The 24,143-nt window shown below is 72.8% G+C and carries 24 protein-coding genes and 1 pseudogene; 19 read left to right on the top strand and 6 right to left on the bottom strand.

Translation table 11 applies throughout. The features are described from left to right. The first annotated feature begins 45 nt into the window (after positions 1 to 45). The 4 genes from ASD90_RS19025 to ASD90_RS19015 all read left to right on the top strand — a co-directional run bounded on the left by ASD90_RS19025 (position 46) and on the right by ASD90_RS19015 (position 3,784). Positions 46 to 246, top strand: a complete 201-nt coding sequence (locus ASD90_RS19025; RefSeq protein WP_020145054.1) for a helix-turn-helix domain-containing protein — start codon at positions 46 to 48, stop codon at positions 244 to 246. 227 nt (positions 247 to 473) lie between these two features. Further along, positions 474 to 572 carry a 30S ribosomal protein bS22 gene (locus ASD90_RS23135; RefSeq protein ID WP_003792170.1) on the top strand — a complete coding sequence of 33 codons (99 nt, stop codon included), beginning with the start codon at positions 474 to 476 and terminating at the stop codon, positions 570 to 572. Positions 573 to 842: 270 nt separating this feature from the next. Next, complete coding sequence (locus ASD90_RS19020) at positions 843 to 1,889, top strand: NAD-dependent epimerase/dehydratase family protein (RefSeq protein WP_056759924.1); 1,047 nt, start codon at positions 843 to 845, stop codon at positions 1,887 to 1,889. After that, the gene (locus tag ASD90_RS19015; protein ID WP_056759922.1) at positions 1,886 to 3,784 is read left to right on the top strand and encodes a 1-acyl-sn-glycerol-3-phosphate acyltransferase; all 1,899 of its coding nucleotides are present in this window, start codon (positions 1,886 to 1,888) and stop codon (positions 3,782 to 3,784) included. Before ASD90_RS19020 ends, ASD90_RS19015 begins: the two co-directional genes overlap by 4 nt. A gap of 82 nt (positions 3,785 to 3,866) precedes the next feature. Here ASD90_RS19015 and ASD90_RS19010 read toward each other — a convergent pair whose 3' ends face one another. Together ASD90_RS19010 and ASD90_RS19005 are read right to left on the bottom strand one after the other, a co-directional pair. Continuing rightward, on the bottom strand, positions 3,867 to 5,168 hold the full coding sequence (locus tag ASD90_RS19010; RefSeq protein WP_056759920.1) for a DUF5667 domain-containing protein: 1,302 nt from the start codon (positions 5,166 to 5,168) through the stop codon (positions 3,867 to 3,869). Between the two features lie 347 nt (positions 5,169 to 5,515). Beyond that, entirely contained in the window at positions 5,516 to 6,253 is a 738-nt protein-coding gene (locus ASD90_RS19005; protein WP_056760292.1) for an RNA polymerase sigma factor, read from the bottom strand. A 165-nt stretch (positions 6,254 to 6,418) separates the two neighbouring features. Here ASD90_RS19005 and ASD90_RS19000 point away from each other — a divergent pair, with 165 nt between their 5' ends. From ASD90_RS19000 to ASD90_RS18970, 7 genes are all read left to right on the top strand, one after another. After that, positions 6,419 to 6,721, top strand: coding sequence for a glutaredoxin family protein (locus ASD90_RS19000; RefSeq protein WP_082588867.1), 303 nt, complete (start codon positions 6,419 to 6,421; stop codon positions 6,719 to 6,721). Positions 6,722 to 6,864: 143 nt separating this feature from the next. Continuing rightward, positions 6,865 to 7,548, top strand: a complete 684-nt coding sequence (locus tag ASD90_RS18995; RefSeq protein ID WP_056759918.1) for a redox-sensing transcriptional repressor Rex — start codon at positions 6,865 to 6,867, stop codon at positions 7,546 to 7,548. Further along, the gene (hemA, locus tag ASD90_RS18990; RefSeq protein WP_056759916.1) at positions 7,545 to 8,927 is read left to right on the top strand and encodes a glutamyl-tRNA reductase; all 1,383 of its coding nucleotides are present in this window, start codon (positions 7,545 to 7,547) and stop codon (positions 8,925 to 8,927) included. The genes ASD90_RS18995 and hemA overlap by 4 nt, the downstream gene beginning before the upstream one ends. Further along, positions 8,924 to 9,892 (top strand): hydroxymethylbilane synthase, encoded by a 969-nt coding sequence (gene hemC / locus ASD90_RS18985; RefSeq protein WP_056759914.1) that lies wholly within the window; start codon positions 8,924 to 8,926, stop codon positions 9,890 to 9,892. The genes hemA and hemC overlap by 4 nt, the downstream gene beginning before the upstream one ends. Next, positions 9,889 to 11,538 carry a bifunctional uroporphyrinogen-III C-methyltransferase/uroporphyrinogen-III synthase gene (locus tag ASD90_RS18980; protein ID WP_056759912.1) on the top strand — a complete coding sequence of 550 codons (1,650 nt, stop codon included), beginning with the start codon at positions 9,889 to 9,891 and terminating at the stop codon, positions 11,536 to 11,538. Before hemC ends, ASD90_RS18980 begins: the two co-directional genes overlap by 4 nt. A 13-nt stretch (positions 11,539 to 11,551) precedes the next feature. After that, positions 11,552 to 12,517 (top strand): porphobilinogen synthase, encoded by a 966-nt coding sequence (gene hemB, locus ASD90_RS18975; protein WP_056759910.1) that lies wholly within the window; start codon positions 11,552 to 11,554, stop codon positions 12,515 to 12,517. A gap of 59 nt (positions 12,518 to 12,576) precedes the next feature. Next, positions 12,577 to 13,038, top strand: a complete 462-nt coding sequence (locus ASD90_RS18970) for a MarR family winged helix-turn-helix transcriptional regulator (protein ID WP_082588866.1) — start codon at positions 12,577 to 12,579, stop codon at positions 13,036 to 13,038. Positions 13,039 to 13,096: 58 nt separating this feature from the next. Here ASD90_RS18970 and ASD90_RS18965 read toward each other — a convergent pair whose 3' ends face one another. Beyond that, positions 13,097 to 13,708: a GNAT family N-acetyltransferase gene (locus tag ASD90_RS18965; RefSeq protein ID WP_056759906.1), complete on the bottom strand. Its 612-nt coding sequence runs from the start codon at positions 13,706 to 13,708 to the stop codon at positions 13,097 to 13,099. 92 nt (positions 13,709 to 13,800) lie between these two features. On the opposite strand from ASD90_RS18965, the gene hemL reads away from it, so the two are divergent. Continuing rightward, entirely contained in the window at positions 13,801 to 15,138 is a 1,338-nt protein-coding gene (gene hemL / locus ASD90_RS18960) for a glutamate-1-semialdehyde 2,1-aminomutase (RefSeq protein WP_056759904.1), read from the top strand. A gap of 196 nt (positions 15,139 to 15,334) precedes the next feature. Then, positions 15,335 to 15,955 carry a hypothetical protein gene (locus tag ASD90_RS18955; protein ID WP_056759902.1) on the top strand — a complete coding sequence of 207 codons (621 nt, stop codon included), beginning with the start codon at positions 15,335 to 15,337 and terminating at the stop codon, positions 15,953 to 15,955. Between the two features lie 12 nt (positions 15,956 to 15,967). Here ASD90_RS18955 and ASD90_RS18950 read toward each other — a convergent pair. Then, positions 15,968 to 16,586: pseudogene (locus ASD90_RS18950) on the bottom strand (LysE family transporter). A 198-nt stretch (positions 16,587 to 16,784) separates the two neighbouring features. Here ASD90_RS18950 and ASD90_RS18945 point away from each other — a divergent pair. Genes ASD90_RS18945 through ASD90_RS18920 form a run of 6 tightly spaced genes read left to right on the top strand, consistent with a single transcriptional unit; the run spans position 16,785 to position 21,879 of the window. Continuing rightward, positions 16,785 to 17,453, top strand: a complete 669-nt coding sequence (locus tag ASD90_RS18945; RefSeq protein WP_056759900.1) for a histidine phosphatase family protein — start codon at positions 16,785 to 16,787, stop codon at positions 17,451 to 17,453. After that, positions 17,453 to 18,067 (top strand): TlpA disulfide reductase family protein, encoded by a 615-nt coding sequence (locus ASD90_RS18940; RefSeq protein ID WP_082588865.1) that lies wholly within the window; start codon positions 17,453 to 17,455, stop codon positions 18,065 to 18,067. Before ASD90_RS18945 ends, ASD90_RS18940 begins: the two co-directional genes overlap by 1 nt. 9 nt (positions 18,068 to 18,076) lie before the next feature. Continuing rightward, on the top strand, positions 18,077 to 18,820 hold the full coding sequence (locus ASD90_RS18935) for a cytochrome c biogenesis CcdA family protein (protein ID WP_056759898.1): 744 nt from the start codon (positions 18,077 to 18,079) through the stop codon (positions 18,818 to 18,820). A 1-nt stretch (position 18,821) separates the two neighbouring features. Continuing rightward, positions 18,822 to 20,555, top strand: a complete 1,734-nt coding sequence (locus ASD90_RS18930; RefSeq protein WP_082588864.1) for a cytochrome c biogenesis protein ResB — start codon at positions 18,822 to 18,824, stop codon at positions 20,553 to 20,555. Next, on the top strand, positions 20,552 to 21,550 hold the full coding sequence (gene ccsB, locus ASD90_RS18925; protein ID WP_056759896.1) for a c-type cytochrome biogenesis protein CcsB: 999 nt from the start codon (positions 20,552 to 20,554) through the stop codon (positions 21,548 to 21,550). Before ASD90_RS18930 ends, ccsB begins: the two co-directional genes overlap by 4 nt. Positions 21,551 to 21,552: 2 nt before the next feature. After that, complete coding sequence (locus ASD90_RS18920) at positions 21,553 to 21,879, top strand: DUF4229 domain-containing protein (protein WP_056760284.1); 327 nt, start codon at positions 21,553 to 21,555, stop codon at positions 21,877 to 21,879. Between the two features lie 32 nt (positions 21,880 to 21,911). Here ASD90_RS18920 and ASD90_RS18915 read toward each other — a convergent pair whose 3' ends face one another. Next, a complete protein-coding gene (locus ASD90_RS18915) occupies positions 21,912 to 23,141 on the bottom strand; it encodes an NAD(P)/FAD-dependent oxidoreductase (RefSeq protein ID WP_056759894.1) in 1,230 nt (409 codons plus the stop codon). 114 nt (positions 23,142 to 23,255) lie between these two features. Then, positions 23,256 to 24,131, bottom strand: coding sequence for a 1,4-dihydroxy-2-naphthoate polyprenyltransferase (locus ASD90_RS18910; protein WP_056759892.1), 876 nt, complete (start codon positions 24,129 to 24,131; stop codon positions 23,256 to 23,258). Positions 24,132 to 24,143 lie beyond the last annotated feature (12 nt).

The raw sequence follows: 24,143 nt of genomic DNA, 5'->3' as shown, positions 1-24,143 counted from the left end.
AGCCGTCGACGCGCGGGTGCAACCCACCGAAGATCGGGGTAACACATGTCGAATGAGCGCCAGCTCGCCGAGGTGCGGTTTCTGACCGTCGCCGAGGTCGCCTCGATCATGCGCGTGTCGAAGATGACCGTCTACCGGCTCGTCCACGGCGGAGATCTTCCGGCCGTACGCGTCGGCCGCTCCTTCCGTGTTCCGGAGGATGCGGTGCACAAGTACCTCCAGACGTCCTACATCGACACCGCGTGACAGCACGCGTCACCACGCACCCGAGGGGGCGGCCGCGACCACCCGGTCCGGCCGCCCCCTCGGCGTTCACGCAGGTGGGCACTGGTGTGCTTTTGGGGTAGTGACCCCGCACGCGCTACCCTGTGAGCCTGTTCGGCTCGTGAAGTTCGACCTACCCTTCCTCGAGGGGTGTCGACGCAGGTCGGCACCAGCTCAGTTCAAGGACAAGTCTCACGACAAGGACAAACATGGGTTCTGTCATCAAGAAGCGCCGCAAGCGGATGGCGAAGAAGAAGCACCGCAAGCTGCTGCGCAAGACGCGTCACCAGCGTCGCAACAAGAAGTGACCTGACCAGCTCAGGTACCGGCGGCATCGCCCCGCACGCTCTCGACCCTCACCATCGGTGGGGGTCGTTCGCGTTCCCGGCCCCGGAATCCGCCGAGAGTCTCGACACATCGGGCCATCTGCCACCGCGCCCGGGCACGGATGCAGCAGGCTCTCGGTAGGCTTCGAAAGCGGGGGAGCGAGAACTCCTCCGCAGTGCGCGCAGGCTCGGGCCCACCCGGGCAGCGCCCGCGCACGACGCGTCCCAACCGACCGACGACAGGAGGAGCCGATGGCCAAGGTCGTCCTGGTCACGGGGGTGTCCCGCTACCTCGGTGGTCTCTACGCCCGCCGGCTCTCGACCGACCCCTCGATCGAGCGCATCCTCGGCGTCGACGTCGTGCCGCCCAAGCACTCCATCGGTCGGGCCGAGTTCGTCCGCGCGGACATCCGCAACCCGATGATCGGGCGCATCATGGCGCAGGCCGAGGTCGACACGGTCGTGCACATGAACGTCATCGCGACGCCGAAGGACACGGGCGGCCGCGTGACGCAGAAGGAGATCAACGTCATCGGCACGATGCAGCTGCTCGCCGCGTGCCAGAAGTCCGAGTCGGTCTCGCGGCTCGTCGTGAAGTCCTCCGCAGCCGTCTACGGCTCCTCGCCCCGCGACCCCGCGATGTTCAGCGAGGACATGAACCCCAAGACGCTGCCGCGCACCGGCTTCGGCAAGGACTCCGTCGAGGTGGAGGGCTATGTCCGCGGCTTCTCGCGGCGCCGTCCCGACGTCGAGATCACGATGCTGCGCCTGGCCAACGTCGTGGGACCGAGCATCCACACGGCCATCACCGACTACTTCTCGCTGCCCCTCGTGCCCATCCCGCTCGGCTACGACGCGCGGTTCCAGTTCATCCACGAGGACGACGCGACGGCGGCCATGATCCTCGCGACCACGGGTCCGCCCGCCGGGATCGTCAACGTCGCGGGCGACGGCTTCCTGACGGTGACCCAGTGCACCGCGATCGCCCGTCGGCCGGTCGTCCCGGTCCCGCTCTCGGCCGCCGGCCTCATCGGCAACATCGTCAAGCGCAGCGGCTTCGCCGACTTCTCGTCCGACCAGCTGACCTTCCTCGCCTTCGGCCGCGGGCTCGACACCACGCGGATGCGCTCCGTCCTGAAGTTCGAACCGCACTTCACCACGCGCGAGGCCTACGAGGACTACGCACGTCACCTGCGTCCCGCCGTGCCCGGCGTCGAGGGCGTCGGTGAGGTCGTCAGCGACGCCGCCGGTGGCACCGCCGCAGCCCTCTCCCGCGTCTTCGACAGGATCCAGCCGTGACCGCCGACCCGAGCAAGGCCGCCGACACCACGCAGGCGACGTCCGGGCCGGCGCCGGCCCAGACGCCCGGGACATCGTCCCCGAAGAAGAAGAAGGCGACGAAGGCGTCCGCTGCCGCGAAGGGGTCCCCGAAGAAGGCGTCGGCCGCGGCCGGTGCGAAGCCCGGCACGAAGCAGGCCTCAGCGCAGCAGGCCTCAGCGAAGAAGGCTTCAGCGAAGACGGCCGCGCCGAAGAAGGCCGAGCCGGGCTCCGGCACGACCACGACCGCCACGATGACCGCGTCGACGTCCGCTGCCGATCCCGCGGTCGCGACTCCCGTCAAGGCCACCTCGACGTCCGTGCGCCCGTCCCGCGGTGCCTTCGCCAAGGGCGCGGCGCGGGCCTCCGGTGAGCGCCGGCGACGCAGCGGCACCCCCCTCATCCCCACGGCGCCGGTCGAGGTCAGCGCCGCCCGACGCCTCGCGACCGGCGCGAACCCCGACTCCGCCGCCGACGACGTCATCGAGGCGGCCGTGACCGAGGGCCCGACCGAGCCCGAGGCGCGCCCGACGACGACGAGGGCCGGCGCCGCGGGGCACGACGACACCGCGCGGGCAGGCACCGAACCCGTCGAACGCGTCGAAACCGCCGAGCTCGTCGCACCGGTCCCACACGACGAGCCGGTCGACGTCTCCGACGGCGGCGACCCCGCCGATACCCTGCCCGCCGAGCCGACGCCGCCGCGCACCCGGCCGAGCCGGGCCTCGATGCGTTCACCGCGTCGTGCGGCGGCCGGTGAGCCGGCGCGGCTGCGCGCCGTCCCGCCCGTCGAGGAGGCACCCCCACGCGACGAGCCGTTCGAGGCGGAGCCGGACACCCGGCACACGGCAGCTGTCGAGGGCGGTGCCCGGGAGCACGCGCTGACCTCAGGGCTGCAGTCCCGGGCCGAGAAGCTCGTCGGCGCGGTGCTCGAGGGTGCCGAGTTCTCGTCGGAGTCCCGCCCCGGCCCCGCCGAGCTCGTCGAGCTCGCCGTCAACGTGTTGCGGGCCGCCGCCACCTCGGCCGGGATGCCCGCCGAGGAGGTCGAGCGCCAGGTCGCCGAGACGCTCGCCTACCTGCGGCGCCGGCTCACGGGCGACTACGTCGTCGACGAGTTCGGCTTCGACGAGGACTACACGATCAACGTCCACCTCCCGCTGCTGCGCCCGCTCTACCAGAAGTGGTTCCGGGTCGAGGTGCGCGGCATCGAGAACATCCCCGACGTCGGGGGAGCCCTCGTCGTGGGCAACCACTCCGGCACCATCGCGATGGACTCGCTCATGACGCAGGTGGCCGTCTACGACGAGCACCCGCGCAACCGGCACCTGCGGATGCTCGGCGCCGACCTCGTCTTCCAGATGCCGTTCATCGGCACCATGGCCCGCCGCTCCGGCACGACCCTCGCGGCCAACTCCGACGCCGAGCGGCTGCTCAGCGGCGGCGCCCTCGTCGGGGTCTGGCCAGAGGGCTTCAAGGGCGTCGGCAAGCCGTTCAGCGAGCGGTACAAGCTGCAACGCTTCGGCCGCGGCGGCTTCGTGTCGGCGGCCCTGCGTGCCGGCGTGCCGATCGTGCCGGTCTCGATCGTCGGGGCCGAGGAGATCTACCCCATCCTCGGCAACATGCCGGCGGTCGCGCGGCTGCTGGGGCTGCCCTACGCCCCGATCACGCCGACGTTCCCGCTGCTCGGCCCGCTCGGCCTGGTGCCGCTGCCGAGCAAGTGGCTCATCGAGTTCGGGCCGCCGATCGAGACGACGAGCTTCGGTCCCGACGCCGCCGACGACCCCATGCTCGTCTTCGACCTCACCGACCAGGTGCGCGAGACGATCCAGCAGACGCTCTACAGCCTGCTCATGCAGCGCAAGTCCGTCTTCCTCTGACCGACGCCGGCCCCGGGTCGTGGCGGCACCGCCGCCGCGTGCTGCGACGGGTCGCCTGGGCCGGTCGCCTCGGCCGGCCGCGTCAGGGCAGGATCTTCGTCGGCAGCGGCAACGGCACCGTGGGGACACCGAGGGTCACCGACGGCAGGGGGACGGTCGCGCCGGGCACCGTGACGCCACCGCCGCCGACGCCGATCGTCGAGGACGTGATCCCCACGCCCGGCAGGCTGACCGTGGCGCCGGGCAGCGTGACCCCGCCGCCGCCGACGCCCACCGAGGAGCTCGTAGCCCTGACGCCGGGCAGGTTGATCGTGCCGCCGGGAAGGGTGACGCCACCCGTGACGGTGACGCCCGGTGCCGGCAGACCGCCGGCGAGCGTCGCCGAGACCACCGGTGGGCGCGGAGCCGAACCCGCCGGCCGGCCGGTCGTGGCGCCGGGCCCGGCCGGCGTGCTGCCCGGGGCGGACGTGCCGCTCACCGGGCTGCTGGGCCGGACCGCGCCGGGCAGTCGGGCCAGGATCTGCCGCGCCTGGGCGGACCGGTCACCGCACACGCCGCAGGCGGCCAGCTCCTTGAGCGTCGCCACCTGGCCCGCACCGAGCAGGTCGCGCAGGCGCTGCCACGACGCGAGGGAGCCGGCCGGCACCCGAGGCCGCATCGCGTCGACCTGAGGAATGGCCCGGGTGTAGAAGTCGGCCAGCTCGGTCAGCGCATCGGCGCGCTGCTCCGTGCGGTAGACCTCCATGAGGATCGTCTGGGCCCGCCCCGTGGCGTCCGTGGCGGCGTCGTACGCGGTGTCGAGGTCGTGCGTCGAGGGGGCGCCACGGTCGATGAGGTCGCGGGCGTCGGCGATGTGCTCCTGCGCCTGGTCGAGGTAGGTCAGGCCCTCGTCGTACCGCGAGCCGGCCAGCTGGACCGCGGCCCGGTCGAGCAGCTCCTTGACGCCGTAGAGCGCGTCGCCGGGGACGGCCGAGCGGGACGCGAAGCCCAGGGCACCGCCGATGACGAGGATGCTGGCGGCCGCGGCGGCGATGAACTTCAGGGGCCCGGCCGCGACGCGCAGCACCGACACCGTGCCGCCCGCGTCGCGGCCGTCACCCTCTGTGGCTCGTTCGTCGGCCGACGGCGTCGGGTCCGTGGGGCCGCCGGCCTCGCCGTCGAGGGGCACGAGCGGCACGGCGGGCACGACGGCGGTCGCGTCGTCGGCGAGCAGCCGGGCGCGCAGGTCGGACACGAACTCGGCCCGCGGCGCCAGGCCGGCCTGGTCGACCGACTGGACGGCGTGCAGCACGGCGACGAGCTCGAGGATGCCGGGCTCTGACACCTGCTCGCCGTCGAGGGCACGCTGGAGGAGCTCGCCGTCGGCGTTCGCACCGAGGTCCATGTCTCCTCCTTCGTCTCTCGAGTCCGTTGGTCCGTCGTCTGGCCTGTGGTCTGGTCTGTCGTGCTGGTCGCGCCCGTCGTGCCGGCCGACCTGTCAGGGGGTGGAGGAACCCCACGCCCGACCCGGCGGCCCCGGGGGGCCGGCGACACGGCATACGCCACGGTCTGCGAGGGGTGGGTGGTGCGGGTCGTTCGCCAGGGGCCGCAGCACCGTCGTCGCTGCCACCCCGCCACCTGCGTTCACGCGGTCCACGGTCGCACCGGTCGGCGCGCCGATCGTCGGTCCGGGCCCACACGCACCGTCCCTACGCCATGAGAACGACACCGCTGCCGGTCGGGTTACGCGCCTCACAGCTCGACTCCGTCGAGCGCCTTGCGCAGGGCCCGCGTCGCCCGCAGCTGGAGCTGCTTGACGGCACCCTCGGACTTGTCGAGCACCCTGGCCGTGTCGGCGAGGCTGAGGCCCTGGAGGAAGCGCAGGGTGATGCACTCGGCCTGGTCGGAGCCGAGCTGCTTGATCGCCGACACGAGCCGCTCGTCGCGCAGCCGCGTGAGCACCTCGGTGTCGGGTGCGTCGACGCGCTCGTCGGCGTCGCGCATGTCGGCGGTCGCGACCTCGAAGCGGAACTTCGCCGACTTCACGTGGTCGGCGATGAGGTTGCGCGCGATGGTGACGAACCACGCCGCGATGTCCTTGCCCTGCCACGTGAAGGAGTCGATGCGGCGCATCGCCCGCAGGAAGGTCTCGGACGTGAGGTCCTCGGCGAGCGCGCGGTTGGCGACCCGGACGAGGACGTAGCGGAAGACGGTGTCGACGTAGACGTCGTAGAGCTGGGCGAACGCCTCCTTGTCACCGCGCTGGGCGAGCTCGACCAGCGCGGCGATGCGGGCCTGCTCGTCGGCGTCACGCTCCGGGTGGCGCCGCGGCCCGGGCCCGGAGCGGGTCAGGGCGCCCCGGTCCGTTCCCTCGTCGGCGAGGGCGGCCCAGAGCGCGTCGAGCGCGGAGCGCCAGGTCGGCAAGGCGTATGCCGTGGGCCCGAGGAGCGCTGGGAGCGTGCCCGCGGCGGCCGGGCGGGCAGGCGTCATCGACACCCGCGCCGAGGCCCTTCCCGGTGCGGGGACAGGTGGGGGCCGGCGGGCCGACGTCCTGTTCGCGCGCATTGCGGACAGTCTGTCGGAATGCGCCCCGGCATGGGACCCCGACGACGTTTTGTGGCGCACCCGACGTGTGGCTCCGTGAGCGTGCCTACAGTGGTTCTCATGACGAGCGAGCAGCCCACCGACGCTCCCGGCGGTCACGACGACCCCGCCGCGTCGGTCCCGCCGCGCGTCGTCCTGCTCGGCCGGGCCGGCTGCCACCTGTGCGACGAGGCCCGGGCCGTCGTCGAGCGGGTGACGGGCGAGCTCGGGGTGGGCTGGCAGGAGCAGTCCGTCGACGACGACCCCGAGCTGCTGCGGCGCTACGCCGAGCAGATCCCGGTGACGTTCGTCGACGGGAGGCGCCACGACTTCTGGCGGGTCGACGAGGCGCGCCTGCGTGCCGCACTCCGGTGACCTGCCTCACGGGTGCATCCCATGCCGTGGTAGGCCGTCGAAGTCAACTTTGTGCATGGGTTCACAAACGTCTAGCCTGATCGGGTCCCCACGTGCTCCACGTGTGGGAGAACGCCTCGTTCGAGAGGAGCCGGTGAGCAAGAGTGTCCGCCGACCCAGCACTGCGTCGAGAGATCCCCGACGCGACCGTCGCGCGGCTTCCCGAGTACCTCCGGACGCTCTCGCGCCTCGCTGAGGACGGCGTCCTGTCGGTCTCGTCGGAAGAGCTCGCGGCCGAGGTCGGGGTGCGCTCCGCGCAGCTGCGCAAGGACCTCAGCCACCTCGGTTCCTACGGGGTGCGCGGCGTCGGCTACGACGTCGAGACGCTCGCCCTCGAGATCTCCCGCGCCCTCGGGCTGACCGAGGACTGGCCCGTCGCCATCGTCGGGATGGGCAACCTCGGGCACGCGCTCGCCTCCTACTCCGGCTTCGTCACCAAGGGCTTCCGCATCGTCGGCCTCTACGACGACGACCCCGCCCTCGCCGACGAGAGGATCGTCGGAGTGGCAATCCGTCCGCTCGCCGAGCTCACCGAGCACCACGCCGTCGACCCGATCGCCATCGGGGTCATCGCGACGCCGGCGCCCGCCGCCCAGGCGGTGTGCGACGCCCTCGTCGGCGCGGGCATCAGCTCGATCCTCAACTTCGCACCCGCCGTGCTCTCCGTGCCGAGCGGCGTGGACGTGCGCCGTGTCGACCTCTCGACGGAGCTGCAGATCCTCGCCTTCCACGCCCAGCGCAAGTCCCTCGCGGCGGGCGACCTCCGATCGGCGGTGGCCGCCCCGTGAGCCTCCTCGTCATCGGCCTGTCCCACCACACCGCCCCGCTGGCGGTGCTCGAAGCCCTGTCCGAGCGCCCCGACCGCGCCGAGGCCATCGCCGCCTCCGTGCTCAGCTCGGCCACGGCCACCGAGGCGGTCGTGCTGTCCACGTGCAACCGTCTCGAGGTCTACGCGTCGGTGCCGGCCTTCCACCCCGCGGTCGCGGCCATCGGTGAGGCGCTCGCGCTCGCTGCGGGCATCGAGGAGCCCGACGGTGCGCGCCGCGTCGCCGAGCTGCCGCCGGGCGACCCGGCCGACGCCCTCGCGGCCCGCGCCGAGGCGCTCGCCGACCACCTCTACGTCCGATACGACGACGCCGCCGTGGCCCACGCGTTCACCGTCGCCTGCGGACTCGACTCGATGGCCGTCGGCGAGGCGCAGATCCTCGGCCAGATGCGTGACTCGCTCGCCGGGGCCCAGGGGCGCGACCAGGTGGGGGAGTCGCTCAACGCGCTCTTCCAGGGCGCCCTGCGCGTCGGCAAGCGCGCCCACACCGAGACCGACATCGACCAGCACAGCGTCTCGCTCGTGCAGATCGCGCTCGAGGAGGCCGCCGCGATCCTCGGCCCGCTCGACGACGTCTCGGCCGCGGTGGTCGGCGCCGGCGGGATGAGCGGTCTGGCGGCCGCGACCGCCCGCCGCCAGGGCGTCGACTCGCTCACCATCGTCAACCGCACGCCGGAACGGGCACAGCGCCTCGCGGCCGCGACGTCGGGCGTGGCCCGTCCCTGGACGGAGCTGTCGGACGTCCTCGCCGAGAGCGACCTCGTCATCACCTGCACCGGCGCCGTCGGGCACGTCATCACCGCCGAGATGCTCGCGGCCAGCTCGGCCCGCCGCGACGGACGGCCCCAGGTCGTCGTCGACCTCGCGCTCCCGCGCGACGTCGAGCCCGTCGTCTCCTGGCCGCACGCCGTGCCGGGGGTGTCGCTCGTCGACCTCCAGTCGCTGGGGCTGCTGCTCGAGGGCCGCGCCGACACGACCCAGGTCGTGCGCGTGCGCGAGCTCGTCACCGGCGAGGTCGCCGACTACCTGACGCGGCGCATGGAGAAGTCCGTCGCGCCCACCGTCGCGGCCCTGCGGGCCCGCGCCGCCGCGCTCGTCGCGACGGAGATGGACCGGCTCGACCAGCGGCTGCCGGGACTCGACGAGACGACCCGCGCCGAGGTCGGCCTCGCCGTGCACCGCATCGTCGAGAAGCTGCTCCACACGCCGACCATGCGGGTCAAGGAGTTCGCGATGGAGGGCAGTGGCGACGACTACGCCGCGGCCCTGCGCGAGCTCTTCGACCTCGAGCCCAAGGACGTCGCCAACGTCTCCACGCCGCCGAAGCGGGCCCAGCCATGACCGCCCTGCGTCTCGGCACGCGCCGCTCGGCCCTCGCCACCACCCAGTCCGGGTGGGTGGCAGACCGGCTGCGCGAGGCCGGTCACGAGGTCGAGCTCGTCGAGATCACGACCGAGGGCGACGTCTCCGGTGAGCTGCTCACCGCCATCGGCGGCACCGGCGTCTTCGCCGCCGCCATCCGGCGCGCCCTGCTCGACGGTCACATCGACGTCGCCGTCCACTCGCTCAAGGACCTCCCGACGACGCCCGAGCCCGGGCTCGTCGTGGCTGCGGTGCCGGTGCGCGAGGACAGCCGTGACGTGCTCGTGGCTCGCGACGGCCTGACGCTGGGCGAGCTGCCGGCAGGCTCGGTCGTCGGCACCGGATCGCCGCGCCGCACCGCCCAGATCGCCGCGCTGGGGCTGGGCATCGAGATCCGTCCGATCCGCGGAAACGTCGACACCCGAATCGGGTTCGTCACCTCGGGCGCGCTCGACGGCGTCGTCCTCGCCCGCGCCGGTCTCGCCCGGCTCGGCCGCCTCGACGAGGCCACCGAGGTCATCGACCCGATCCAGGTGCTTCCCGCGCCCGGTCAGGGCGCCCTCGCCGTCGAGTGCCGGTCCGACCGCGACGACGTCGTGGCCGCCGTCTCCGTGCTCGACGACCCCGACACCCGCGCCTGCGTCGAGGCCGAGCGCTCGCTGCTGTCGACCCTCGAGGCCGGCTGCACCGCACCCGTCGGGGCGCTCGCCGAGGTCGTCGAGGGGGAGGAGGGCCTCGAGCTGTCGCTCCGCGCGTTCGCCGGCTCAGAGGACGGCTCCGTCGAGCTGCGCCGCTCTCTCGTCGGGCCCTACGACCAACCGCAGGCCCTCGGCTCGCGCCTCGCCCGGATCCTGCTGGAGGACGGCGCCGCCGACCTCCAGGTCGCCACGTCAGCTGGACCCGTCCCAGACCACGCCCCACACCAACCGGAGCAAGTTTCGTGACTCCTTCCCGCCAGCCGTCAGAGCAGACGGAATCGACCCCCACCCACGCCACGACGCCGGCGCGTGTCGCCTTCGTCGGCTCGGGCCCGGGCGACCCCGGCCTCATGACGCTCCGCGGCCGCGACCTGCTCGCCGCCGCCGACATCGTGGTCCTCGACCGCATCGCCCGTGACGACGTCGTGCTCGAGCACGCCCGTCCCGACGTCGAGATCATCGACGCCGGCCACGGCGAGCAGGGCCAGGAGCTCACCCACGCAGTGCGCGCCAAGCTCGTCGTCAAGGCCGCGAAGTCGGTGGCCCCCGGCGGCCTCGTCGTGCGCCTCATGGACGGCGACCCCGCGACCTTCAACGGCCTCGTCGAGGAGGTGCGCGCCTGCCGCAAGGCCGGCATCACCTACGACGTCGTGCCGGGTGTCTCGGCGCTCACCGCCGGGCCGACGTATGCCGGCGTGCCGCTGACGTCGAAGTCCACCGGCGCCGTCCACGTCGTCGGGGTCGACCGCTCCGGCATCGACTGGTCCGCCTACGCCGCCGACACCGACACTCTCGTGCTCCTCGGCGGCACCGAGGGCATCCGTGTCGCCCTCGCCGCGCTGCGTGCTGCGGGACGTCCGGCGGACGCCCTCGTGGCGCTGACGGCATACGGCACCACCGTCCGGCAGTCGTCCGTCGCGACGACTCTCGGCGACGCGGACTCGGTCTTCGGCGGCAAGGAGCCGCTCCAGGTGTCGCTCGCGGTCGTGTCGCCCAACGTCGGCCTCCGTGACGAGTTCTCGTGGTTCGAGTCCAAGCCGCTCTTCGGCTGGAAGGTGCTCGTGCCGCGCACGCAGGCCCAGGCCGGCTCGATGGTCGACCGCCTCGCCGGCTACGGCGCGACGGCCGACGTCGTGCCGACCATCTCGGTCGAGCCGCCGCGCACGCCGCAGCAGATGGAGAAGGCCGTCAAGGGCCTGGTCACCGGACGCTACGAGTGGATCGGCTTCACGTCGGTCAACGCCGTGCGCGCCGTGCGCGAGCGCTTCGAGGAGTTCGGGCTCGACGCCCGGGCCTTCGCGGGCCTCAAGGTCGCCGCCGTCGGCGGGGTCACCGCCGCCGCCCTGCGCGAGTGGGGCATCAACCCCGACCTCGTGCCCTCCGGCGAGCAGTCGGCTGCCGGCCTGCTCGAGTCGTGGCCCGAGTTCGACGAGGTCCTCGACCCGATCAACCGGGTGCTGCTGCCGCGCGCCGACATCGCGACGGAGACGCTCGTCGCCGGCCTCCGCGACATGGGCTGGGAGGTCGACGACGTCACGGCCTACCGCACGGTGCGCGCAGCCCCGCCGGCCGCGTCGATCCGCGACGCGATCAAGGGCGGCGACTACGACGCCGTGCTCTTCACGTCGAGCTCGACGGTGCGCAACCTCGTCGGCATCGCCGGAAAGCCCCACGCCGCAACGGTCGTCGCGTGCATCGGACCGGCGACGGCCAAGACGGCGCAGGAGCACGGCCTCCGGGTCGACGTCCTCGCGCCGGAGGCCTCGGCCCTGAGCCTCGTCGACGCCCTCGCCGGCCATGGCGTCGGTCTCGCCGTGGCCGCGGCCGAGGCAGGTCAGCCGGTGCAGCGTCCCAGCGACAAGCGTCCGGCCTCGCGCCGCCGCGCCCGCTGAGCCGAGGCACCCGGTGATCGAGCGTCCCCGTCGCCTGCGGCAGAACCCCGTCCTGCGTTCACTCGTGGCCGAGACCCGGCTGCACCCGCGTGACCTCGTGCTGCCGGTCTTCGTCGGCGAGGGCCTGACGCAGCCGCGACCCATCGCGAGCATGCCGGGCGTCGTCCAGCACACCCTCGAGACGGTCGTCGAGGTGGCCCACCGCTGCGTCGCGGCCGGTCTCGGCGGGATCATGCTCTTCGGCGTCCCGCAGGAGAAGGACGCGACGGGCTCGGGGGCCGTCGACCCCGACGGCATCCTCAACGTCGCGCTGCGCACCGTGCGCGAGGCCGTCGGCGACGACCTCGTCGTCATGGCCGACACCTGCCTCGACGAGTTCACCGACCACGGGCACTGCGGCGTCCTCGACGAGCACGGCCGCGTCGACAACGACGCGACCAACCTCCTCTACGCCGAGATGGCCGTCGCGCAGGCCCGCGCGGGCGCCCACGTCGTCGCGCCCTCCGGGATGATGGACGGCCAGGTCGCCGTCATCCGCGAGGCGCTCGACGCCGAGGGGCTCACCGACACGGTGATCCTCGCGTATTCCGCCAAGTACTCCTCGGCGTTCTTCGGACCGTTCCGTGAGGCCGTCCAGTCGAGCCTGCAGGGCGACCGCCGCACCTACCAGCAGGACCCGGCCAACATCGTCGAGTCGCTCCGCGAGATCGACCTCGACATCGCCGAGGGCGCCGACATGGTCATGGTCAAGCCCGCGATGTCATACCTCGACGTCGTCGCCGCCGCAGCCGAGCGGGCGTCCGTGCCGGTCGCGGCCTACCAGGTGTCGGGCGAGTACTCCATGATCCACGCGGCCGCCGCCAACGGCTGGATCGACCTGCGGGCCGCCGCGATCGAGTCTCTGACCTCGATCCGCCGGGCCGGTGCGCAGGTCGTGCTCACGTACTTCGCGCTCGACGTGACCGAATGGACCGCCTGACACCACTACCATCTGTGACATCGCAGGAGGTTGACATGTCAGGTACAGGGGATGACGGCGTGCAGTGGCTCACTGACGCCGAACAGGCGTCGTGGCGGGCCATCCTGCGCGGCACGAGGCTGCTCGAGCGTGCGCTCGACGACGCGCTCGGCGACGCCGGGCTGCAGCTGAGCGAGTACGAGATCATCTCGATGCTCTCCGAGAGCCAGAACCACCGGCTGCGCATGTCCGAGCTCGCGGCCATGGTCGTCCAGTCGCGCAGCCGGTTGACGCACACGGCGAAGCGCCTCGAGGACCGCGGCTGGGTGACCCGGGAGCAGTGTGCCGACGACAAGCGCGGGGTCGAGCTCGTCCTGACCACCGGTGGGCTGGCCGCCGTCCGCGACATCGCCCGGGTCCACGTGCAGAGCGTGCGCGCCAACCTGGTCGACATCATGACCCCGACGCAGTTCACCGCGATCGGCGACGCCATGGCCATCGTGCGCGACCACCTCGACCCGAACGGCACGAGCGGTCACTGAGCACCCGGCCCGGTCCTCGGGATCCGCGCCGGCGCAGGACCCCCACGGTCCGGTTGTCTCAGAAGGTGATACGCACGACGGCACGCCGCAGGCTGGGACGCAGCACCTCGCTGAAGCCGGCGTCGAGGAAGGTCGACAGCGTGCCGACGTGCAGCTCCTGGAGGATGGCGCCCGTCGTCGTCGTCATCGGATAGCCCTCCAGTGCGTGCGCACCACCGCGGCGGGCGTGGTCCACGGCCGCCAGCACGAGGGCGCGACTGATCCCGCGACGCCGGAAGCCCGCGCGGGTGAAGACGCACGTGACCGCCCAGACGGACCCGTCGGACCGGTCCTCGTCGCGCCCGACCCAGGCCGCCCGGCTCGAGTTGCGCACGAGCCCTTCGTAGGCCGGTCGCGGCTCGACGGCGCACCACCCGACGGGCTCCCCGCCCAGCCGGGCGACGAGACCACTGGTGGACTCGGCGTCGGGGTCGCCGCAGGAGGTCTGCTCGCGCAACCGCCGCGCGCGCTCCTCGACGGGGAAGGACCCGAACGACTCACGCTGTGCCAGCTTGAACCGCTGGCACTGGCAGCCCGAGGCGGGGCCCCGGGTACCGAGGACCGACTGGAGCTCCTCCCACGTGGCCTCGTTGGCCGGCACGACGGAGACCTCGACGTTCGCAGCGCTCATGACGGCCCGTGGTGGTCCTGGTGGCCGCGGCCACCAGGACCACCACGGCCCCGGCGGCGCGAGCACCCAGCCTCGGTTGAGAGACTGGGGGCATGAGCTCGCAGCCTGTCACCGTCCAGACCACCATCGACTCCCCGGCGTCCGCCGCGCTCCTCGCCCGGGCCAGCGAGGTCATCCCGGGCGGCGTGAACTCGCCGGTGCGTGCCTTCCGGGCCGTGGGGGGCACGCCGCGCTTCATGGCGAGCGGGAGCGGGCCGTGGCTCACGGACGCCGACGGCAAGCGCTACGTCGACCTCATCTGCTCGTGGGGCCCCATGATCCTCGGCCACGCCCACCCCGACGTGCTCGCGGCGGTGACCGAGGCCGCCGCACGCGGCTTCTCCTTCGGCACGCCGAGCGAGAACGAGGTGCGCCTCGCCGAGGAGATCGTCCGGCGCGTCGAGCCCGTCGAGCAGGTGCGCCTCGTCAACTCCGGCACCGAGGCGACGATGTCGGCCATCCGGCTCGCGCGCGGCTTCACGGGTCGCGACGTCGTCGTGAAGTTCGCCGGCTGCTACCACGGCCACGTCGACGCCCTGCTGGCCTCGGCCGGCTCCGGTGTCGCCACCTTCGCCCTGCCCGACTCCGCCGGCGTGCCGCGTTCGAGCGCGGGCGAGACGATCGTCCTGCCCTACAACGACGTCCCGGCGCTCGAGGCCGCCTTCGCCGAGCGCGGGCACGAGATCGCCGCGGTCATCACCGAGGCCGCGGCCGGCAACATGGGTGTCGTCCCGCCGGGCCCCGGCTTCACCGAGGCGCTGCTGCGCGTCACGAAGGCGCACGGTGCCCTGCTCGTCTCCGACGAGGTCATGACCGGCTTCCGGTGCAGCGCCTCCGGCTTCTACGGCCTCGAGGGTCCTTATGCCGCAGGGGCGCCCGACCTCTTCACCTTCGGCAAGGTGATGGGCGGCGGCTTCCCGACCGCGGCCTTCGGTGGCCGTGCCGACGTCATGGCGCTCCTCGCACCGCAGGGCCCGGTCTACCAGGCCGGCACGCTGTCCGGTAACCCCGTCGCCTCGGCGGCCGGGCTGGCCACGCTCCAGGGCTGCACGCCTGCCGTCTACGAGCGCCTCGACGTGGTCTCGCACGCGATCGCCGACGCCGTCGCGACCGAGCTCTCTGCCGTCTCGGTGCCGCACACGATCCAGTGGGCCGGCTCGATGTTCTCGGTCTTCTTCCGCGACGGGGCCGTCGCGAACTACGACGACGCGAAGGACCAGGACACCGGCGCCTTCCGCCGGTTCTTCCACGCGATGCTGAGCCAGGGGGTCCACCTGCCGCCGAGCGCCTTCGAGTCGTGGTTCGTCTCGGCCTCCCACGACGACGAGGCCGTCGACCACGTGCTCGCCGCCCTGCCCGCCGCCGCCCGCGCGGCCGCCACCCCGGACTGAGCAGACCACCGCGCTCACGCTCGCCGGTCCGACCCTGACCCCGGGGCGCACCGTCGCCGCGCCCACGTCGAGCGGGCGTCCGGGACCGAGCCACACGGCATACGACAGGGGCATTGTGGCCCCGCCCCTCGTGGAGGAGGCTGGTCGGTGACGGCGGCGCCGTCGGGGTGCCGCCCCGACCGAGGGAGGTGGGGTCGTGCACGCACGCTCCACGACGGTCCTGGGCCGTCCCGGCATGATCGAGAGCGGCATCGCACACGTGCAGGACGTGGTGATGCCGCAGGTCAGGGCGATGGACGGCTGCGTCGGACTGTCCATGGTCGCCGACCGTGTCAGCGGCCAGTGCATCGTGACGACGGCGTGGCGTGACGAGGCAGCGATGCGCGCCACCGCTGACACCGTCGTCCCGCTGCGTCGGCAGGCAGCCGACCTGCTCGGCGGTGAGGCCACCGTCGAGGAGTGGGAGATCGCCTACCTGCACCGTGACCACCGCGTGGCCGACGGCTGCTGCGCCCGGGTGACGTGGACCGACGGCGACCCAGCCATGGTCGACCGGATGCTCGACGCCTTCCGGATGGGCATCATGCCGCGGGTCGAGCAGCTCGAGGGCTTCTGCAGCGCCAGCCTCTTCATCGACCGGCCCTCCGGACGGTCGTGCGTCACCGCGACGTACGACTCGCCGCAGGCGATGATGGCGACCCGGAACGCAGCCATGGGCCTGCGGGCCGACCTCGTGCAGGAGACCGGTATGCGGATCACCCAGATCGGCGAGTTCTCCCTCGCCATCGCGCACCTCGACGTGCCGGAGCTCGTCTGACGCCGAGGCGCCCTAGTGGACGGCGGCGAGGAGCACGCCGACGCCGACGAAGAGCCCGCCGAAGACGCGGTTCAGGGTGCGCCGGCCCGACTCTCGCCGGGTCAGCCGCCCGAGCCCGCGTGCCGCCGCGGCGAAGAAGAACCACATGACGACGACGTCGATGGTGACGACCGTCGCGGCGAGCACGGCGTACTGCGGCAGGAGCGGCTGCTCCGGCCGGATGAACTGCGGCATGAAGGCGAGGAAGAAGACGACGGCCTTCGGGTTGGTGAGGTTGACGAGCAGCCCACGGCGGAACATCGAGAACGCCGGCTCGGGCGCCACGTCCGCGACCCCGGCCGCCGCGGCGCGCGAGCGGAACTGCCGCACCCCGAGAACGACGAGGTAGGCCGCGCCGGCGTACCGGATGACGCCGAAGAGCACGGGCGAGCTCGCCACGAGGACACCGACACCCGCGGCCACGACCGCGATGTGGGCGAGCAGCGCGACCTGCTGGCCGAGGATGCCCCAGATCGAGCGGGTCCAGCCCGACCCGAGCGAGTTGGCCATCGTGTTGACGGGCCCCCGCCCCGGGGGTGAAGGAGATGAGCGCGCCCGTCGCGACGAGCGTGAGCCAGAGTGACCACGACACGTCCCGGAGTGTAGGTCGCGGCGGACGGCCGTCGCCCGGCGTTCCACGAAGGGCGTGACGTCCGCCACCCGCGTCGCGCGGGCTCACCGAGGGCGTACGCGTGGGGCGCGGTGAAGCGGCGTCGCAGCTCGTCACAGGGGGTGCACAGGCTCGGAGGCGGATTCGGTCCTGAGCACGACGTTTGAGAGACTGTCGCGCATGGGTGAGAGCACGAGCGGGGCGGCGCCGGGCGCCGACGACCTCACGGTCGTGCACCTCATGCGACACGGCGAGGTCCACAACCCCGACGGCGTGCTGTACGGCCGCCTCGACGGCTTCCACCTCTCGGCCCTCGGCCTCGAGATGGCGGGCTTCGTCGCGGCCCACCTCGAGGTCAACGACATCACCCACGTCGTCGCGTCGCCGCTCGAGCGGGCCCAGGAGACGGCGGCCCCGATCGCGGCCGACCACGACGTCGAGATCGTCACCGACGCGCGCGTCATCGAGTCCGAGAACGTGTTCGAGGGCCGCAGCGTCAGCTTCCGCGACCTGCTCCACCCGCGCAACTGGCACCTCTTCAGCAACATCACGAAGCCCTCGTGGGGCGAGCCCTACGAGGACATCGCGACACGGATGCTCGCGGCCGTCGCCGACGCGCGCGACGCGGCCCGCGGCCACGAGGCCGTCGTCGTCAGCCACCAGCTGCCGGTCTGGACGGTGCGCAACAAGCTCGAGGGCCGGCGCCTCTGGCACGACCCGCGCAAGCGCGAGTGCACGCTCGCCTCGCTGACGTCGCTGACCTACCGCGGCGACGAGCTCGCCTCGATCGCGTACTCCGAGCCGGCCGCGGCCCTGCTCGCGAGGGCGAGCAAGAGCGTGGGCGCCTGATGGACCACCTCGATCGACGCGCCGCGCTGCGGTGGGGCGCCGTCGCCATGGCCGGAGGTCTCGTGACCTTCGCCGCAGCCTGCTCGTCCGACCCGAACTCCGTTGCGGACCAAGCCCGCTCGGGTGACCGCAAGGGCTACGTCGCCGGCGACGGATCCATCGAGCAGCTGCCCGCCACCGACCGCGGCGAGCCCGTGAAGCTCGAGGGCACGACCCTCGAGGGCAAGCCGTGGAGCAGCGCCGAGCGCCCCGGGACCGTGCTCGTCGTCAACGTCTGGGGCTCGTGGTGCCCGCCGTGCATCGAGGAGACCCCCGCCCTGCAGAAGGCGTGGGAGACCGTGCAGGCCAAGGGCAAGAAGGTCGAGTTCATCGGTCTCGACAAGCTCGAAGGCCCCGAGACCGGGCTCGCCTTCCAGACCGCCAACAAGGTCACCTACCCCTCGCTCGCCTACGACGGCGGCATCCCGATCCTCTCCCTCCAGGGCAAGGCCTCGGCCACCCCGACGACCCTCGTGCTCGACCACCAGGCCCGCATCGCGGCCCGGGTCTCCGGTCCCGTCTCCACGACGACCCTGCTCGGCCTCGTCGACGACGTCCTCGCCGAGAAGGCCTGAGGTCGCGCCGTGGGCACCGAGCTCGCCTCCGGGTCGCTCCTCGCGGCCGCGCTCGTCGCGCTCGTGGCCGGGTTCGTCTCGTTCGCGTCGCCCTGCGTGCTGCCGCTCGTGCCGGGCTTCCTCGGCTACGTCACCGGCCTGTCCGACGTGTCGCTCGAGAAGCGGTCGCGCGGGCGGCTCGTCGTGGGGGCAATGCTCTTCGTCCTCGGCTTCACCGTCGTCTTCCTCATCGCGGCGGCCGCGGTCTCGGCCCTCGGCCTCGCGTTCCGCGAGCACCAGAGCGCGCTGCTGCGCGTCGGTGGCGCCGTCGTCCTCGTCATGGGCCTGCTCTTCCTCGGGCTCGGTCGGTCGTATGCCGCCCCGGTGAGCTGGCGACCGCGTGCCGGACTCGCCGGTGCACCCCTGCTCGGCGCCGCCTTCGCCATCGGCTGGTCGCCGTGCATGGGACCGACGCTCGGGGCCATCCAGGCCATGGCCGCCCCGATCTCCGCCGAGTCCGGCTCGATCGGCCGGGGGCTCGCGCTCGCCGCCGTCTACTCCATCGGGCTGGGCCTGCCGTTCGTGCTCATGGCGGCCCTGTGGGAGCGCGCCGGCACGGCGAGCGACTGGCTGCGCCGCCACCGCCGGGCGCTCCAGAACGTCGGCGGACTGCTCCTCGTCGCCGTGGGTGTGCTCATGCTGACCGGGGTCTGGGAAGACGTCATCGTCTGGATCCAGGTCCGGCTCGTCAACGGCTTCCAGGTGGCGATCTGACATGAGCACCGACACCAACCCCACGACCAGCCCCGCCACCGACCCGGCCACGGCGAAGGGCACGCCGGGCACCGGGGCCGGCGAACGCGTACGCAAGGGGATGCGACCCGACCGGCAGGAGCCGACGCTCCCGACGCTCGGCACCGTCGGGATGCTCCGCTGGGGCTGGCGCCAGCTGACGAGCATGCGCACCGCGCTCTTCCTGCTCCTGCTGCTCTCGATCGCCGCGGTCCCGGGATCGATCTTCCCGCAGCGCAACATCGACGCGGGCCGGGTCGCCGACTACATCGCGCAGAACCCGACGAGCTCGCCGTGGCTCGACAAGCTCGGCTTCTTCGACGTCTACGCGTCGCCGTGGTTCTCGGCGATCTACCTGCTGCTCTTCGTCTCCCTCGTCGGCTGCATCGTCCCGCGCACCAAGGTGCACCTCTCGGCGCTGCGCTCGACGCCGCCGCGCGCCCCCGCCCGGCTCCAGCGGCTCGACGAGCACGCCGAGGTCACCACGACCCTCGCGCCCGACGAGGCGCTCGCCGCCGCGCGGGCCGTCCTGAAGCGCAAGCGGTTCCGGCTCCACTCGCACGACGCGACGAGCGTCTCGGCCGAGTCCGGCTACCTCCGCGAGACCGGCAACCTGCTCTTCCACCTGGCCCTGACGGGCATCATCATCGGGATGGCCGTCGGGCACCTGCTCGGCTGGCGCGGCGACATCATCCTCGCCGAGGGCGACAAGTTCGCCTCGTCCGCCGGCACCTACAACACGATCTCGCCCGGACCCTGGGTCGACACCGAGACGCTGCCGCCCTTCGTGTTGTCGCTCGACAAGCTGCACGTCGAGTTCAACGAGACGCCGGGCCGCTCGTTCGGCACGCCGCGGCTCTTCGACGCGCAGACGACGCTGCAGAGCTCGCCCGGTGCCCCGGCCTCGAGCGAGAACGTCTCGGTCAACCACCCCATCACCGTCGACGGCGCCGACATCTTCCTCCTCGGCAACGGCTACACGCCGGTCATCACGGTGCGCGACGCCAAGGGCGCCGTCCTCTACCGGGAGGCGACCCCGTTCCTCCCGCAGGACGGCAACTACCGCTCGGTCGGCGTCATCAAGGTGCCGTCGGCCTCGCCCAAGCAGCTCGGGTTCACCGGCTTCTTCCTGCCGACGGCCGAGCCCACCTTCACCAACGGGCCGGTGTCGATCTTCCCCGACACCAACAACCCCGAGGTCGCGCTCTCGGTGTGGGAGGGCAACCTCTTCCCCGGCGGCGCGCCGCAGTCGGTCTACACGCTCAACACCGACGAGATGAAGCAGGTGACCAAGGCCGACGGCTCGCCCACCCTGATCCGCCTCAAGCCCGGCCAGACCTACCAGCTTCCCGGCGACCGAGGCTCGATCACCTTCGACAGCGTCAAGCGCTTCGCCGGCCTGTCGGTGCGCACCGACCCCGGGGCTCCGATCAGCCTCGTCAGCGCCATTCTCGCGACCCTCGGCCTCATCCTCGGCCTGACGATCAAGCGCCGCCGCGTCTTCGTCCGCGTGCGCCCGGCCGGGTCGGGTGCGGCGGCGGGTGGCAGCACGCCCGACGGCGGCCTCGACAGCCCTGCCGGCGCCGACGGGCGACCGGCTACCGTGGTCACCATCGGTGGCCTCTCGAAGGACTCCGACCCCGGGCTCGCCGCGATCGTCACCGCGATCGCGGCCGGCGTGCCTGACCGCCTTGCAGAACGGACCGACCGCTCGTGAACCTCGCAGCCAACGCCAACGCCGCGCTGTACGCGTCGATGATCGTCTACACGCTCGCCATGCTCGCCTTCACCTGGCACCTGGCCGCGCGGGCACCCACGGTGGCCGACTCGTTGGCCACGGCCGGGGCCGTGGCCAACGAGCGCGAGGGCGTCCTCGTCGGTGCCGGCGCACCCGCCCCGTCCGAGCGTCGCTCGGCGACGCCGTACGCCGCGGGGCCCGGATTCGAGGAGAGCATCAAGAGCCGCCAGCGCGGCAGCATCGCCCTGATGCTGACCTACCTCGCCTCGGCGCTGCTCGTCGCGTCGGTGCTGATGCGCGGCCTGGCCGTGGGCCGGCCGCCGTGGGGCAACATGTTCGAGTTCGCCACGGCCGCCGCCGCCGCGGTCGGCGCCGCCTACAGCGTGCTCGCCAAGCGCAACAACTGGCAGTGGCTCGGCGTCTTCATCGTCACGCCCATCCTGCTCGTGCTCGGCCTCGCGCTCACCGTGCTCTACACCGAGGCCGGCGAGCTGATGCCGGCCCTCAAGTCCTACTGGCTCGGCATCCACGTCTCGGTGGCCTTCCTCGCCGTCGCCTTCTTCACGCTGGCCTTCGCGATCGGGCTGCTCTACCTCGTGCGACTGCGCCGCGAGGAGAAGCCGCCGGCCAAGCCCAGCTTCATCGAGTCGCTGCCCTCGTCCGCCTCGCTCGAGCGGACGGCGTACAGCCTCAACATGGTGGCCTTCATCCTCTGGACGTTCACGCTCATCGCCGGCGCCATCTGGGCCAAGCAGGCGTGGGGCGCCTACTGGCAGTGGGACCCGAAGGAGGTCTGGACCTTCGTCATCTGGACGGTCTACGCCGCCTACATGCACGGTCGCGCGACCGCCGGGGTCGACCACCGCAAGTCGACGTACATCGCCCTCGCGGGCTACGTCGCCGTCATCATCAACTTCACGCTCGTCAACCTCGTGTCGACCTTCGTGGGCATGCACAACTACTCGGGGATGTGACCGTGGTCCGCTACTCGCTCCTGCGGATCCTGATCTTCTTCGGGTTCCTCTTCCTCTTCTGGCTCATCGGCCTGCGCAACAACCCCGTGCTCCTGCTCGGGGCGTCGGCGATCGCCTCGGCCGCGGCGTCCTACATCCTGCTGCGCGGCATGCGTGACGAGATCACGGCCAAGCTCGTCGAGCGGCACGAGGCCAAGCTCGAGGCGAAGCAGACGGTCGACCCGACGAGCGACGAGTTCGCCGAGGACCTCGAGGACGAGCGGCCGCTCCGCGACGCCGACACCACGGGCGCCGCGGCAACCGAGGACCCCCACAACGCCGACCGCTGACGGGGCGCTCACTCGAGCTGGGGAGGGGCGGGTCAGGCGGGGACGCTCAGGCGGCTCGCGACCCGGGTCGCGGTGACGGCCGCGTCCGCGCCGACTCCGAAGAGCAGCGCCGAGGAGCGCCGGCGCAGGAAGTGGACCCCGACGAAGTGCAGGTCGGGGGCCGCGGTGCTCTCGCCGTCGTCGTGCACCGGGAAGCCCTGCTCGTCGACGAGGCCGGGAACGTCCACCCACGACGCGTAGTCGGGCCGGAAGCCCGCGGCGACGACCACCGACCCGAGCTCGCGCACCGGCACGGACTCGACGCCGCGTCGGGCCAGGGGCGGCGGGTCCGGCAGGTCGGGAGCCTCGATGCCCTCGCGAGCACAGAGGTCGAGGACGAACCCACGGATGAGGCGGTAGCCGTCGTCGCCCGCGGCCACCGACGCGTCGAGGTCGGGCGCGAGCCGCACGACGTCGTCGTCGGCACCGACGAGGTGCCCGCCGAGCCGGACACCGAGACCGGCGAGCGTGCGGTAGTTGAGGTCGTGCCCGCCGGCAGCACCGCTCAGCTGCGGGTTCGCGCCGAAGCGCGCTGCGGGGGTGGGCAGGTCCTCGACGCGTTGATCGAAGAACGGCGTGTCGAGCAGCCACTCGAAGACGTCGCGGTCGCCGGCGCGGCGCGGGAACCACGGCGCCCGCCCGCAGGCCATGACGACGTCACGGCCGGCCAGCGCGAGCTCCTCGGCGACCTGGCACGCGCTCTGGCCGCTGCCGACCACGAGGACCGGCCCGTCGGGCATGGCATCCGGGTTGCGGTAGCCCGCGAGGTCGAACACGGGGAGCCCCTCGGGCAGGCTCGCGCAGGCGGGCGGGCGGTGGGGACGCTGGTACGCGCCGGTCGAGGCGACGACGACGCGGCTGACGACCGTCCCCGCGTCGGTGTCGAGCGCGAAGCCGCCTTCGTCCCGCTGCCGCAGCCGTCGCACGGGGCAGCCTGAGCGCACGGGGGCGCGCAGCCGGCCGGCCCAGGCGTCCAGGTGGGCCGCGATCTCGGTGCGTCCCATGAAGCCCTGGGGGTCGTCGCCGGTGTAGGGCGCGCCGGGCAGCCGGACCGTGTGGTTCTGCCCGACGAGGGTGAAGCCGTCCCACCGGCCGAGCCAGGCGGAGCCCGGCACGTCGGCCTCGAGGACGACGTGCTCGACGCCGCGCTGCTCGAGCTCGTGACTCGTCGCGAGACCGGCCTGGCCGGCCCCGATGACGACGACGTCGATCTCCTCGGCCACCCGTTCACGGTGGCACCTCCGCCCGGCTGCGTCAGCCGAATGCCGCACCCCGGGTGGGTATGCCGTCGCGCCGGGCCGGGAGGGGACCACCTCCACCCAGGGCGGCTCAGCGGGTCAGGCGCGCCCGAGCGCGAGACCGACGGCGAGCAGGAGCGACCAGGCCAGCTGGAACTGCCCCGTGCCGGCCAGCGCCGGGATGAGGCCGGGACCGGTGGCGCGCCCGACGACGGCCTGCATCGGCCGCACGACGAGGGGCGCGGCGAGGAGGGAGAGCAGCGCCCACGGCGAGGTGAGCGACGCCAGGCCGGTCATGACGAACGCCACCGCGACGAGCGCGACGTAGAAGGCACGGGTCCCGCTCTCGCCCATCCGCACCGCGAGCGTGAGCTTGCCGTGCTCGCGGTCGGTCGGGATGTCGCGCAGGTTGTTGGCGACGAGGATCGCCGAGGCCAGCGCCCCCACCCCGATGGCGCCCCACCAGCCGGCGGCGGTGGGCGGTGTCATCGTGGCCATCGTGCCGAGGGTCGCGACGAGCCCGAAGAAGACGAACACGAAGAGCTCGCCGAGACCGAGGTAGCCGTAGGGTCGCGAGCCGCCGGTGTAGTACCAGGCCGCGACGATGGCGGCCGCGCCGATGGGGATCATCACCCAGAGCTGCGACAGGCCGACGAGCGCGAGCCCCATGAGGCCGGCGAAGAAGAAGCAGGCGAACGCCGCGATCTTGACCGACCGGGGTTCGGCGAGTCGCTGGCCGACGAGCCGCACGGGCCCGACGCGCACCTCGTCGGTGCCCCGGATGCCGTCGGAGTAGTCGTTGGCGAAGTTGACCCCGACCTGCAGGGACAGGGCCACGACGAGGGCGAGGACGGCATACGCCCAGACGACGTGACCGGTCTGGTAGGCGGCGCCGGTGCCGACGAGGATGGGGGAGACGGCGGCGGGCAGCGTGCGGGGGCGGGCGCCCTCGATCCACTGGGACAGGGTGGCCATGGAGTCGGGAGG

It is taken from the genome of Terrabacter sp. Root181, assembly GCF_001428505.1.
Lineage (GTDB): Bacteria > Actinomycetota > Actinomycetes > Actinomycetales > Dermatophilaceae > Terrabacter.
The sequence above is the reverse complement of the archived record's forward strand: the minus strand, read 5'-3'. Positions and strand labels throughout refer to the sequence as shown.

Coding starts and splice junctions, on each gene's coding strand:
- ASD90_RS19020 (WP_056759924.1), top strand. CDS start 843: ATGGCCAAGGTCGTCCTGGTCACGGGGGTGTCCCGCTACCTCGGTGGT.
- ASD90_RS19010 (WP_056759920.1), bottom strand. CDS start 5,168: ATGGACCTCGGTGCGAACGCCGACGGCGAGCTCCTCCAGCGTGCCCTC.
- hemC (WP_056759914.1), top strand. CDS start 8,924: ATGACCGCCCTGCGTCTCGGCACGCGCCGCTCGGCCCTCGCCACCACC.
- ASD90_RS18965 (WP_056759906.1), bottom strand. CDS start 13,708: ATGAGCGCTGCGAACGTCGAGGTCTCCGTCGTGCCGGCCAACGAGGCC.
- ASD90_RS19025 (WP_020145054.1), top strand. CDS start 46: ATGTCGAATGAGCGCCAGCTCGCCGAGGTGCGGTTTCTGACCGTCGCC.
- ASD90_RS19005 (WP_056760292.1), bottom strand. CDS start 6,253: ATGACGCCTGCCCGCCCGGCCGCCGCGGGCACGCTCCCAGCGCTCCTC.
- ASD90_RS18940 (WP_082588865.1), top strand. CDS start 17,453: ATGGACCACCTCGATCGACGCGCCGCGCTGCGGTGGGGCGCCGTCGCC.
- ASD90_RS18910 (WP_056759892.1), bottom strand. CDS start 24,131: ATGGCCACCCTGTCCCAGTGGATCGAGGGCGCCCGCCCCCGCACGCTG.
- ASD90_RS18945 (WP_056759900.1), top strand. CDS start 16,785: ATGGGTGAGAGCACGAGCGGGGCGGCGCCGGGCGCCGACGACCTCACG.
- ASD90_RS23135 (WP_003792170.1), top strand. CDS start 474: ATGGGTTCTGTCATCAAGAAGCGCCGCAAGCGGATGGCGAAGAAGAAG.
- ASD90_RS18930 (WP_082588864.1), top strand. CDS start 18,822: ATGAGCACCGACACCAACCCCACGACCAGCCCCGCCACCGACCCGGCC.
- hemL (WP_056759904.1), top strand. CDS start 13,801: ATGAGCTCGCAGCCTGTCACCGTCCAGACCACCATCGACTCCCCGGCG.